General features: G+C 69.3%; 13 protein-coding genes and 1 pseudogene. 7 read left to right on the plus strand and 7 right to left on the minus strand.

Annotated elements, in window-relative coordinates; genetic code table 11:
• The 3 genes and pseudogenes from ACWELQ_RS23555 to ACWELQ_RS23565 all read right to left on the minus strand — a co-directional run.
• Nucleotides 1-912 (minus strand): annotated as a pseudogene (locus ACWELQ_RS23555) (hypothetical protein); the annotation flags it as partial.
• 174 nt (nt 913-1,086) lie between these two features.
• Entirely contained in the window at nt 1,087-1,884 is a 798-nt protein-coding gene (locus ACWELQ_RS23560; protein ID WP_452399210.1) for an ABC transporter permease, read from the minus strand.
• A 3-nt stretch (nt 1,885-1,887) separates the two neighbouring features.
• Nucleotides 1,888-2,781, minus strand: coding sequence for a 2-aminoethylphosphonate ABC transporter permease subunit (locus tag ACWELQ_RS23565; RefSeq protein WP_452399211.1), 894 nt, complete (start codon nt 2,779-2,781; stop codon nt 1,888-1,890).
• Nucleotides 2,782-2,848: 67 nt separating this feature from the next.
• On the opposite strand from ACWELQ_RS23565, the gene ACWELQ_RS23570 reads away from it, so the two are divergent.
• The 4 genes from ACWELQ_RS23570 to ACWELQ_RS23585 all read left to right on the plus strand — a co-directional run bounded on the left by ACWELQ_RS23570 (nt 2,849) and on the right by ACWELQ_RS23585 (nt 7,893).
• On the plus strand, nt 2,849-4,048 hold the full coding sequence (locus ACWELQ_RS23570; protein ID WP_452399212.1) for a GNAT family N-acetyltransferase: 1,200 nt from the start codon (nt 2,849-2,851) through the stop codon (nt 4,046-4,048).
• A gap of 132 nt (nt 4,049-4,180) precedes the next feature.
• Nucleotides 4,181-5,317 (plus strand): cytochrome P450, encoded by a 1,137-nt coding sequence (locus ACWELQ_RS23575; RefSeq protein WP_452399213.1) that lies wholly within the window; start codon nt 4,181-4,183, stop codon nt 5,315-5,317.
• A gap of 2 nt (nt 5,318-5,319) precedes the next feature.
• Nucleotides 5,320-6,879: an MDR family MFS transporter gene (locus ACWELQ_RS23580; RefSeq protein ID WP_452399214.1), complete on the plus strand. Its 1,560-nt coding sequence runs from the start codon at nt 5,320-5,322 to the stop codon at nt 6,877-6,879.
• A gap of 75 nt (nt 6,880-6,954) precedes the next feature.
• The gene (locus ACWELQ_RS23585) at nt 6,955-7,893 is read left to right on the plus strand and encodes an alpha/beta fold hydrolase (RefSeq protein ID WP_452399215.1); all 939 of its coding nucleotides are present in this window, start codon (nt 6,955-6,957) and stop codon (nt 7,891-7,893) included.
• Here ACWELQ_RS23585 and ACWELQ_RS23590 read toward each other — a convergent pair.
• Nucleotides 7,875-8,447, minus strand: coding sequence for a mycothiol transferase (locus tag ACWELQ_RS23590; protein WP_452399216.1), 573 nt, complete (start codon nt 8,445-8,447; stop codon nt 7,875-7,877). The two genes, ACWELQ_RS23585 and ACWELQ_RS23590, sit on opposite strands and share 19 nt — an antisense overlap.
• 84 nt (nt 8,448-8,531) lie before the next feature.
• Between ACWELQ_RS23590 and ACWELQ_RS23595 the strand changes: the two genes are divergently transcribed.
• Nucleotides 8,532-8,741, plus strand: coding sequence for a hypothetical protein (locus ACWELQ_RS23595; RefSeq protein WP_452399217.1), 210 nt, complete (start codon nt 8,532-8,534; stop codon nt 8,739-8,741).
• A 36-nt stretch (nt 8,742-8,777) separates the two neighbouring features.
• Nucleotides 8,778-9,080, plus strand: coding sequence for a putative quinol monooxygenase (locus ACWELQ_RS23600; protein ID WP_452399218.1), 303 nt, complete (start codon nt 8,778-8,780; stop codon nt 9,078-9,080).
• A 65-nt stretch (nt 9,081-9,145) separates the two neighbouring features.
• On the opposite strand, the gene ACWELQ_RS23605 is transcribed toward ACWELQ_RS23600, so the two are convergent.
• The 3 genes from ACWELQ_RS23605 to ACWELQ_RS23615 all read right to left on the minus strand — a co-directional run bounded on the left by ACWELQ_RS23605 (nt 9,146) and on the right by ACWELQ_RS23615 (nt 11,150).
• Nucleotides 9,146-10,375, minus strand: coding sequence for a site-specific integrase (locus tag ACWELQ_RS23605; protein ID WP_452399219.1), 1,230 nt, complete (start codon nt 10,373-10,375; stop codon nt 9,146-9,148).
• A 72-nt stretch (nt 10,376-10,447) separates the two neighbouring features.
• Nucleotides 10,448-10,867: a nitroreductase/quinone reductase family protein gene (locus tag ACWELQ_RS23610; protein ID WP_452399220.1), complete on the minus strand. Its 420-nt coding sequence runs from the start codon at nt 10,865-10,867 to the stop codon at nt 10,448-10,450.
• A gap of 52 nt (nt 10,868-10,919) precedes the next feature.
• A complete protein-coding gene (locus ACWELQ_RS23615; RefSeq protein ID WP_452399221.1) occupies nt 10,920-11,150 on the minus strand; it encodes a hypothetical protein in 231 nt (76 codons plus the stop codon).
• A gap of 75 nt (nt 11,151-11,225) precedes the next feature.
• On the opposite strand from ACWELQ_RS23615, the gene ACWELQ_RS23620 reads away from it, so the two are divergent.
• The coding region (locus tag ACWELQ_RS23620) for a class II glutamine amidotransferase (protein ID WP_452399222.1) at nt 11,226-11,447 on the plus strand (222 nt) is incomplete at its 3' end.

The raw sequence follows: 11,447 nt of genomic DNA on the forward strand, positions 1-11,447 counted from the left end.
GGTCAGGGCCACGGTCGGCATGGCGGGCGCACTGGACTGCCCGCCCAGCGGCAGCCGCCCGGTGTGGCGGTCGAGCACCGCGAGCGTCTCCGGCACATAGTTGGTGCCGTCGGGAGTCAGATAGGTGGCGCGCAGTGTGTCGTCCCATTCGGCCGCCGACGGCCGGGCGTCCGGCCCGAATCCGCCGTTGCCGAAGGCCCGATCGAACAGCGCGCGCAACCGCGGATCGAGGTCCGCCGGGAACCCGGCCCCCGGCTGCCACGGCATGCCGGGCGCGGCCGTGCCCGCGTCGAGGAACAGGACGCGGTAGATCAATGTCGCCAGGTCGTAGCGATCCTTGTACCGGTCGTAGGCGGCGTCGACCGGAGTCAGCCCGGCGGTGTCGATGATGTACGCCAGCGGCGCGGACGCGTGGGAGAGCACGTTCTTGGGCGAGAGATCGCCGTGCACGAGCTGCCGTTCCTCGAGCACCCGCACGATGTCGCAGAGCCGGACCGCCAGTCCCGCACGGAAATACGAGGCCGTCTGACTCGGCGTCGACCACAGCTGGTCGAGGGTGCGCGGCCGCCCGTCGGGCAGCAGATAGTCCATCGGGATCAGCGGCAGCACCACCCCGGCCAGCAGCCCGTCGTGCACGATGACGTCGATCGGCCAGTTGATCGCCTCCGCGGGCTGCCCGGTGGACCCGCCCGCGGCCTCGGCGCTCACGATCGTCTGCCGCCCGATGAGCATGACCTGCCGGGCCCGCTCGATCTCGGTGGGCGAGTTCGCCGGGGTGCGGAACATCTTGTAGAGCCGCTGCTGACCACGCGGATCCCGGCACAGATACTGCACGGAGCGGGTGCCCGCGGCATAGAAGGGTTCGGCGTCCACGTCATACGACTCGCCGGACAATCCTGCGACTACCACCATCGAACTTCCCCCGCCCGAACGGTAACTCCAACTACAAGACGATCTTCAGCAACTCGGCGAGCCTACCGGTCTACTGTCCGCCACGCCTCCCTATAAACGCAAGACACCGCTGACCGCGTCCCCTCATGTCGCGGTCAGCGGCGTGGTGCGGTCGAACACGTGCTGACCCGCAGGTCAGCGCAGCGCCGCACGACCTTTCAAGCGGCCCAGGATGACCAGGGCGAGCAGGGTGACGAGGACCAGCAGGGTGGTGCTGGCGGCCGCGTCGAAGACGGCGCCGCGGTCGGTGGCGGCGAAGATGGTCACCGGCAAGGTTTTCCAGGTGGCGGGGTAGACCATGATGGTCGCGCCCAGCTCACCCATGGACAGGGCGATGGCCAGGCCGGCTGCCGCGCCGAGCGCGGGCAGCAGCAGCGGCAGGGTGACCCGGGTCAGGACGCGCACCGGGCCGGCGCCCAGCGATTCGGCGGCCTGCCGGTAGCCGGGATCGAGCCGGTCCAGCGCGGCGGACACGCCGCTGAACGCATAGGCCAGCACCAGCACCGTATGGGCCAGGATGACAATCCATTTGGTGCCGCCCAGCAGCAGCGGGCGTTCGTTGAAGGAGATCAGCACGCCCAGGCCGATGGCCACCGACGGCACCGCGACCGGCACGTGGAAGACCGCGTCGGTGAGCCGCCGCAGCCAGCCGGGCGCCTCCATCGACGCCAGTGCCGCCCAGGTGCCGAGCACCAGCGAGAACAGTCCCGCCAGCAGCGCGGTCTGCAAGCTCACCGACAGGCTCGCGGATTCCTCGCCCGACAGCGCGCGATCGAAGTTCGCGAACCCCAGATGCGAGGGCAGCGGCCCGGTCCACCGTCCGGCCAGTGCCGCCGCGACCACGGTCGCGATCGGCGCGACGAACACGACGGCGACCACGATCGCGAACACGGCGAGCACCGCGGCCCGCCCGCGCCTGGTCCACACCAGCATGGTTCAGCTCTCCTTCCGCGCGCGGGTCAGGCGCGCGAACAGCAGTCGGTATCCGAGATACAGGCTCAGCGACAGCACGACCTGCACCGAGGCGAGTACGGCCGCGCCCGGCAGATCGAAGGTGACGATGCCGCGCGTGTAGATCAGCGCGGGCAGCGTGATGACGCCCTTGGCCCCGGTGAACAGCACGATGCCGAACTCGTTGAGCGTCAACAGCAGAGTGAGGCTGCCGCCCGCCGCCAGCGCCGGCCACGCCTCCGGCATGACCACCTGGGTCAGCACCCGCCACGGCGAAGCGCCGAGACTCGACGCCACATCCAGTTGCTCGCGCGGCAACTGCGCGAACGCCGCCAGCAGCGGCCGCACCACGAACGGCGTGAAGAAGGTGACCTCGGCGAGGATCACGCCCCACGGCGTGCTCAGGAAGTCGATCACCGGCTTGGTGCCGCCGGTGATCTGATTGATCAGCGCGTTCACCGCGCCCGCCGTCCCGTAGAGGAACGTGAACGCCAGTGTCACAAGGAAAGACGGCAGCGTCAGCACCGAGTCGATGAGCCGCCCCACCAGCTGCGACCCCGGAAACGGGATGAACGCCAGCACGATCGCCACGAAGGTCCCGAGCAACAGGCAACCGATGGTGGAACTGATCGCGATGGTCACCGTCCGCATCAGCGCGTTGCGGAACGATTCCTCGGCCAGCACCCGGGACCAGGTCCCGCCCCCGCGACCGTCCTTGGTCTTGGTGGACTCCAGCAGGACTCGCACGATCGGGTACACGGCGATGAGCAGCACCACCAGCACCGGCGGCAGCGTCCACAGCACCGGCCGCCACGACGTCCCCGGCTCCCGATTCTCGGGAACCTCGGGCGCGGAAGGGGATTCGAGCAACGCGGTCATGCGCGGGCCTCGCCGTCGGCGGCCGCGTCGGTGTCCGCGCCCACGCACTCGACCCGAAAGGCACACCGTGACTTCCGAACTCATGGCCGACTGGCAGAGCCGCACCATCGACGGAATCCGCACCCGCCGGGCCGTCGAGACCGACTGGCCCGCCCTGCGGGACCGCTACGCCCGCGCGTTCGGCGGCGTGAAGACCCACGACGTACGGGCCTGGCGGCGGCAGTTCCGGCTCGAGGACATCGCCGTCGTGGAGGACGTGACCGAACCGGCCACGCCCCGCCTGGTGGGCACCGCCGCCATCATTCGCACCACCGTGACCGTGCCCGGCGGCGCGCAGCTCAGCGTCGCGGCGTGCGCGCAGGGCATGGTGGCGACCACGCACCAGAAGCGCGGCATCTACGCCAAGGTGCAGGCCGAACTCATGACCATCGCGTTGGAGACCGGCGCGGACGTGCTGGCCGCCATGCCGGGACCCGGTGGCAGCTACGCGTACGTGGGCGTCACGACCCACACCCGGCACCTGAGCATCGACCGCGCCCGCGCGAAACTGCGGGCGGCGGAGTGGGATTCGGCTTCGGTGCGGGAGGCGGGGCTCGTCGAATCGGTGGGCGAACTGCGCGCCGTCTACACCCGCTGGCAGCGGGCCACGCCGGGCGCGCTCGAGCGCGCGGAATCCTGGTGGCCCAGCGCCCTGAACCCGCACGCGTTCGTCATCCTGCACCCCGACGGGTATGTGGTCTACGAGTTGATCGCGGACACGGTGCAGGTCAAGGACTTCTGCGCGCTCACCGTGGCCGCCCACCGGGACCTGTTGCGCTGCCTGCTCGGTCAGGGCGAATACAGCCGGATCCTGATGGACACCGCGGTCGACGACCCCACCCCGCTGCTGCTCGAAGACTCCCGGGCCGCCACCGTGACCGGGGTGGACGAGGGCCTGTGGACCTGGATCCTCAACCTGCCCAAGGCCATCGCGTGCCGGGAGTACCGGGCCGACTTCCACGGCGTGATCGAGGTCGCCGACCCGTGGGGCCTGAGCTCGGGAACCTATCTGCTCGATACCCGCGACGGTGCGTGGCAGCCGGTCACGGACGCCGCACCCGATGTGCGCGTCGGCCCGCTGGAACTCACCACCGCCTACTTCGGCGCGCACACGATCGGCGAACTCGAACGTGCCGGGCGGGTCGAGGAACTCACTCCCGGTGCCGCCGGTGCGCTCGATCGCGCCCTGACCGCGGCGCGCAAACCCTTCAACACCACACCCTTCTGAGACCATGCGAGGACCCATCACCATGACCGCCCCTGCCCTCGACCACCGGCCGCTGCGGCGAGATTCCTCGCCGGGAACGCTCCCGACGCCGATCTTCGACGCCCCCGCGGCCGGAACCCGGTAGGCGGCGAGATGACGACCGCACCGCAATCCGTCTGCCCGGTCACCGGGGTAATCGGCTCGGGGGTCACCCGGGTCACCACCCCGACCGGTGACCCGGCCTGGCTGACCACGGGCTACCACCTGGTCCGTGAGCTGTTCACCGACCCGCGCCTCGGGCGTGCGCATCGGGCCCCGGAAACCGCTGCGCGGCTGGGCGAATCGGCCTTCTCGGGCGGCCCGATCGGCAACTTCGACACCGAACTCGCCGACCACGCCCGCATGCGGACGCTGCTGGCTCCGCATTTCACCGCCGCGCGCATGCGGGCGCTACGGCCACGCGTGGAGCAGATCACCACCGAATTGCTCGACGCCATCGAGGCGCAGGGTTCGCCCGCCGATCTCCAGGCCGACCTGGCGTTGCCGTTGCCGCTGCTGGTGATCTGTGAGCTGCTCGGCGTGCCCTACGCGGACCGGAATCGCTTCCGCGGCTGGGTGGATGCGATCGGCCATGTCACCGACCGGGCCGTGGTCGAGCAGGGCGTGGGGGAACTGTTCGCCTACTGCCTGCACCTGGTGGGGGAGAAGCGCCGCGAGCCCGGCGATGACGTGGTGTCGCGACTGTGTGCGGTCGACGATGTCACCGACGACGAAATCGCCACGCACGCCATGGTTCTGCTGTTCGCCGGGCACGAGACCTCCGCGGTGCAGATCGGCGTCGGGGCACGCATGCTGCTGGAGAATCCGCAGCAATGGCGGCTGCTGCACGAGCGGCCGACGCTGGTGCACTCGGCCGTCGAGGAACTGCTGCGCGCCTGCGACGCCAGCAGCCTGCCCCGCTACGCGCGTGATGATCTCACCATCGGCGAGACCGCCATTCCCGCAGGCGATCTGGTGCTACTGGGTATCGCCTCGGCGAATCACGACACCGCCGTGTTCACAGACCCCGATCACATCGACATCACCCGTCAGCAGGCCGCGCACTTCCTGTTCGGCTATGGCCCGCGCTACTGCCTGGGTGCGCCGCTGGCCCGCATCGAATTGCAGGTCGCCTTCGGGCAACTCGTCGCCCGCTTCCCCGGCATGACCCTCGCCGTCGACCCGGCGACGCTGACCGAACGCGACGAGATCTTCACCGGCGGCCTCACCGCCCTCCCGGTGCGGTGGTGACCATGACGACCACCGATACCGCGCCCCTGGTCATGACGCAGCGGCGGATCTGGCTCATCTTCGCCGCGCTCTCGGCCGGACTGTTCCTGGCCAGCCTCGACCAGATGATCACCGGCGCGGCCATGCCCACCATTGTCGGACAGCTCGGCGGCGTCCCGCACATGGCCTGGACCACCACCGCCTACCTGCTGGCCACCACCGTCGTCATGCCCCTCTACGGGAAATTCGGCGACCTGTTCGGGCGACGGCAGCTGTTCCTGTTCGCCATCACCGTATTCACGGCCGCTTCCTTCGGGGCGGCGGTCTCGACCGGATTCTGGGAGTTCATCGCCTTCCGGGCGCTGCAAGGCGTGGGCGGCGGCGGGCTGATGATCCTCGCCCAGGCCACCATGGCGGATGTGGTGCCCGCCAAGGACCTCGGCAAGTACGGTGCGCCGATGGGTGCGATCTTCGGGCTCACCGCGGTCGGCGGGCCCATCCTCGGCGGCGAGTTCGCCGACCATCTGGGATGGCGGTGGTGCTTCTGGATCAATGTGCCGATCGGGTTGGCGGCCTTGGCGATCGCGGCGCGCTACCTGACGCTGCCGAGCAAGCGGCCGAGCGTGCTGCCGGACTACCTCGGTGCCGGGCTGATGACCGCCGGGACGACGCTGCTGATCCTGCTCAGCGATTGGGGCGGGAAACGGTACGGGTGGGGATCGCCGACCATCCTCGCCATGATCGTGGCGGTGGCCGTGGTGGTTTCGGTGTTCATCGCCGTCGAATCCCGTGCCGCGGAACCGATGCTGCCATTGCGGCTGTTCCGCAACCGCACCTTCGTGACGACCTCGCTGCTCGGATTCGTGATGGGGTTGATCATGTTCGCGTCGGTGGCGTTCGTGCCGACGTTTCTCCAGATGGCCACCGGGGTCTCGGCGTCCATGTCCGGGGTGCTGTCGATTCCGATGACCGTCGGCATGTTTCTGTCGGTGTCGGTCTCGCTGGGCGCGGTCACCCGGACCGGGCGCTACCGCGTCTACCCTCCACTCGGGGTGGCGATCATCGCCGCCGGGATGACCTGGATGACGCGCCTGGACGCCCACACTCCCGCGTGGATGGTCTCAGCCATGCTGTTCGTCATCGGGCTGGGGCTGGGCATGGTGATGCAGCTGCTGGTCATGCTGGTCCAGAACGCGGTTCCCGCAACCGATGTCGGGACCGCGACGAGTGCCAACAACTACTTCCGGGAAATGGGTGGGGCGCTCGGCGTGGCCATTTTCGGATCCGTCTTCACCCACCGGCTCACCGGCAATCTCGAGGCCGCCTTCCGTGAGCACCCGCGGGAAGTCATGTCGGCCGGGTTGAATCCCGCCGCACTGCCACCCGCCGTGGTCGACCATCTCCCGGGGCCACTGCGTGACGCGATCGTGGGTTCCTACGCGCACGCCTTGGTGCCGGTGTTCGCTTATATGCTGCCCGGCTTGGCATTCGCGTTCGCGATCGCGCTGCTGATTCCGCACCTCCCGCTCGCCGAGGTGTCCGGCTTGGTGGCGCGGAAGGAGGCCGTCGAGGAAGAGGCGTAGGCGACATTTGTGCAAGACGGGGTCCATAGGCCTGCCGCACCGTGGTGGTGTCACCGATCGGCCGAAGGAGCCCTCATGCGTGAATTCACCACTGCCGCACCAACTCACCGTCGTCACCGGTTGACGCGCATCACCGCCGCCGCGCTGCTCACGCTCGCCGGCGGCAGCTGCGCCGTCGCCGCCACCGCGCGCGCCGACTCGTCGCAGGAACAGATGATGGACCTCCCCGGCGGAGCCATCCACGTGATCACCAGCGGCAAGCACGACAGCCGCGCGGTGGTGCTGATCCACGGCCTGGCCGGTTCCACCTCCTGGTGGGATCCGATCGTGCCCGCCCTCACAGATCGCTACGTCATTCGAATCGACCTGCTCGGTCACGGAAAATCCGCCAAACCCGAGGGCGGCTACAGCATCTCCGAACAAGCCACCCGGGTGGGCGAGGTCCTCGACCGGTTGGGCGTCACCCGTGCCAGTCTCGTCGGTCATTCCACGGGCGGGTACGTGGTCACCGCGTTGGCCGAACAGCGACGGGCGCTCGTCGCGGACCTCGTCCTCATCGACACCGGGCCCCGGGCCGACGCCTTCCTCGACAACGGACCGCTGGGCAACCTGCTCTACAACCCCGCGATCGGCCGTCCCCTGTGGCCATTGCTGCCGACACCCGCCCTGCGCACCGCGTTGAGCAGCGCCTTCACCCGCGATGTCGCCATCCCGGATCAGCTGCTGGACGATGTCAAAGGCATGACCTACACCAGCCTCACCGCCACCTCGGCCGCATCCGACACCTACCTGCGCGACCGGCCCGAACCCGCCCGCCTGACCGATCTGGCCCTGCCCACCCTCGTCATCTACGGCACCCAGGACCACCGCTGGCAGCCCGCGTCCTTCGCCGACTATCGCGAAGTCCCCTCCCTGCGAACGGAACCCCTCGACTGCGGGCACACACCCATGATCGAAGATCCCGACGACACCGCCGCCCTGCTCTCGAATTGGGTTCAGGCGCTGGGTGATTGAGGCCGCCACCCCGGCGGCGGGTCCTCGCCGACGCGGCCGTCGACGGCCTCCCGCAGCAGATCGGCGTGACCGGTGTGACGGCCGTACTCCTCGATGAGATCGCACAGCAGACGCCGGAGGCTGGCATGGCGGCCGTCCGGCCAGGACACGTGCACGAGCTGATCCGGGCCGCCGGTCGCCAGCGCGGCGTCCAGAGTCTTGCGGGAGCGGGCGATCGTGGTGTCCCACAACGTGTAGAGCTCATCCGGGGAGTCGGTGGCGGCCGAGGTGAAATCCCAGTCGGGATCGGCACGCCAATCGACGGTGTCCCACGGCGGACTGGGCGGCGTACCGGAGAGTTTGCGCGTGAACATCTCGTCCTCGGCACGCGACAGGTGTTTCAGGAGACCGCCGAGAGTGAGCGTCGAAGCCCCGACTCGAGTGTTCAACCCCGCCGCATCGAGCGCGTCGGCCTTCCACCGAAACGTCGCCCGCAACCGCTCCAACGCACCGACCAGATGCTCCACCTCGGTCCCAGCGAGAGGCGGTTCCCAGGGCGTATCGCCATCCGTCATGCCCACACCCTAGGCGTCACGCCGCCCTCAGCGCGTCAGCCTCACCCGCGAACGAGTCCGGCAAATGTGGATTACTGTGGCGCCGTGGGTATTACGGAGTTCAGCCCGGGCGATGTCGTGTGCTTCCCGGAGGGCCCTTTCAGCGGCGTCTGCGGCGTGGTCCAGTCAGTGGACCACCGCCGCTCCGAACTGCGGATCGATTTCACCGAGGGCACCGTCCACCGCGAGGGCAAGATACTGCGCGAACGCCGCCACACCTTCACCGTCGGATTCCACGAGGTCGAACTCCTCTAACGCGCGCCACCACCCCCGGCCCCTAGGCTTGCACGAGTGTCAGATCCCGTGCGCCTCATCATCATGATCACCACCCAGCCCGGCCAAGGCCACCAACAGGCAGAAGCATTCAACCGCCTCGCCCCCCTCGTCCGCGCCGAACCGGGCTGCCTGCAATACGACCTGCACCAGGTAACGGGAGACCCAGATCGTTTTGTGCTCCTGGAGGAATGGGCCTCCCGCGAAGCCCTCGCCGCCCACGACGACGCGCCCCACATGATCGAGGCCGGAATCGCGAACAAGGAATTCCGATCCGGACCTGCCCAGGTCATCGAGTTCCACCACACTCCGATCGCCTGATCAACACGCGACCCCCGTCCCCGGCGCGGTGGTCCTGATCGCCGACGCGACGAGTGTCGGGACCACTACAGACCGAGTTTGGTGACGGCGTTGTCTTCCAAAGGGTTTGCGGTGCGGATGTAGCCGTGGACGGTGCGGGGGTTGGACCAGCGGCCTTGGCGCATGATTTCGCGGTCGCTGGCGCCGCCCAGGGCGGCTTGGGTGGCGAAGCCGGCTCGGAGGGAGTGGCCGGAGAAGAGGGTGGGGTCGAGACCTGCGCGGGCGGCGTAGCGCTTGACCAGTTCGGCTACGGCGCGGCCGGACATGGCGGTGGGGGCCAGGCCGCCGTGGCGTGAGATCGACGGGAAGAGGGGGAGATTCGGGGTGGTGAGGGTGGTGCCGGTGAAGCCGTGGCAGCGGTGGATGTGCGGGTCGGGGGCGGGGGTGGCGGTGAGCCAGGTGCGCAGGTCGGTGGTGGTGTGGGCCTCGCGCAGGCGGGTCCAGTCGGCGAAGGCGCAGACGGGGCAGGTGTGGGGGCGTTGGCCGCGCGGGAGGGCGACGCGTTGTTCGGAGACGCCGGTGGGGTCGGTCTTGGTGGTGGGCAGTTGGATCAGCAGCAGCGGTTCGCCGGTGGCGTGGTCGGTGGTGACGGTGACGTCGCCGACCGTCAGCGCCGCGATCTCACTGCGCCGCAACGCGCCCGCGAAACCGACCAGCAGCAGCAGGTTGTCGCGGCGGCGCGCCGGTTCGGTGGGCCAGCCCGGGGCGGGCAACTCCGCGAGCAACTGGTCGAGGGTGTGCAGCAGGACCGGTCGTTTGCGCCGGGGCTGGCTGCGGCGGGTGCGGCGAATACCGCGCAGCGTCAATCGCACCACATCCGCGCGGGTGGGCGAGGGCAGACCGTTGGCGGCGTGCACGGCGGCCAGCGCGGCCGCCTTCCGCTCCAAAGTCGCCGCGCTGAACGCCCATTCGCCATTGTCGCGGCGCGCATCCGCGGCCGCCGCCAGGTAGACCGCCACATCCAGGGCGTCGGCGGGCAACGCCTGCCGCGACTCCGCGGCGCACCACGCCGCCCACGCGATCCAATCGGTTCGATAGGCGCGCAACGTATTCGCCGACTGCGACGCCTCCAGATACCGCCGCAGCGATCCCGCCTGCGTCTCGTCGAAGCGATCCCGCACCAGCCGCAATGCCGCCGCATCCACCAGCACACTGCGGACCCCGCGCCGCAATTCACCGCGCACCTGTTCGGGCACCGCGATCACCGCGCCCGCGTCCTGCGGCGACTCCGGGCTGACCTCCGACGGCTCTGACATGCCCTCGACCCTAGATCGAACCCGCGTTCCCGTTGCGCCGGACACCGATTCGCGTGTCCGAAGGCGACCCGCCTAGCGCGGTGTCAGCGCGACGACGGGGATCTCCCAGTCCAACTTCGCCTGGAAGTCGGCGAGGAACGGCGACACCACGAGCTGCCGCTCCCACAGCCGAGCCCGATCCTCACCACTGACCACGCTCGCGGTGACCTCCCAGGATTCGGTCCCCACCTCGACCGTCCCGACCGGATTCGCGCGCAGGTTGTGATACCAGCCCGGCCGCGTGCCACGACCGCCGTTGGCAGCGAACACGACCACCCGCTCACCATCGCGCTGATACGCCAGCGGCCAGGTCCGCGCGGCCCCGCTGTGCGCGCCCGTGGTGGTCAGCAACAGCAGTGGTGTCTGGGCGAACTGCCCGCCGACTTGCCCACCGCCGGAACGGAATTGCCGGATGATGTCCTCGTTCAGCTGCTGGCGCGCGATGTCGGTCACGGGTGAATTCAACCACGCTCGAACGTTGATATTCCCTGACCGGCAACCCGATTCAGGGTTGCAGCCGCCAGCTGGCGTCCGGCTTCGGCAACGGCCAGGTCCAGCCGTATCGAGCCCGCAATTCCAGCAACTGCCGCCGCCGCCCACACGACTGCTCGGTCGCACCGTCACCCTCGACGCAATTGCGGTGGATCCACAGCATGGCTTCCACCGTCCCCGAGAGGCGCATCGCGTCATGCTCGGGCATACGATGATGCTTGAGCACCGACGGCGTGTCCGACATGGCCCAATCATCCCTCAGTGCGGCCGTGCTGTCGTGCGGTCCGGGTGTTCTCGCTGCTCGCCAGAGGAGTCGTGTATGTGCCGGCTGTTCGGACTATCGGCCGCGCCGCAGCGGGCGCGCGCTACTTTCTGGCTGTTGGACGCGCCCGACAGCCTCGCCCGGCAAAGTCACCGCGAACCCGACGGCGTCGGGCTGGGCACCTTCACCGCGGCGGGCGCACCCCTGGTCGAGAAGCAGCCGATCGCCGCCTACGAAGACCTGCTTTTCGCGCAGGAGGCCCGCGACCGCGAATCCGAG

It is taken from the genome of Nocardia sp. NPDC004722 (genome assembly GCF_053601505.1).

Bases quoted from the DNA above. Each gene is read 5' to 3' on its own strand.
- ACWELQ_RS23560 (WP_452399210.1), bottom strand. From the start codon at position 1,884: ATGCTGGTGTGGACCAGGCGCGGGCGGGCCGCGGTGCTCGCCGTGTTC.
- ACWELQ_RS23565 (WP_452399211.1), bottom strand. From the start codon at position 2,781: ATGACCGCGTTGCTCGAATCCCCTTCCGCGCCCGAGGTTCCCGAGAAT.
- ACWELQ_RS23575 (WP_452399213.1), top strand. From the start codon at position 4,181: ATGACGACCGCACCGCAATCCGTCTGCCCGGTCACCGGGGTAATCGGC.
- ACWELQ_RS23580 (WP_452399214.1), top strand. From the start codon at position 5,320: ATGACGACCACCGATACCGCGCCCCTGGTCATGACGCAGCGGCGGATC.
- ACWELQ_RS23585 (WP_452399215.1), top strand. From the start codon at position 6,955: ATGCGTGAATTCACCACTGCCGCACCAACTCACCGTCGTCACCGGTTG.
- ACWELQ_RS23590 (WP_452399216.1), bottom strand. From the start codon at position 8,447: ATGACGGATGGCGATACGCCCTGGGAACCGCCTCTCGCTGGGACCGAG.
- ACWELQ_RS23605 (WP_452399219.1), bottom strand. From the start codon at position 10,375: ATGTCAGAGCCGTCGGAGGTCAGCCCGGAGTCGCCGCAGGACGCGGGC.
- ACWELQ_RS23615 (WP_452399221.1), bottom strand. From the start codon at position 11,150: ATGTCGGACACGCCGTCGGTGCTCAAGCATCATCGTATGCCCGAGCAT.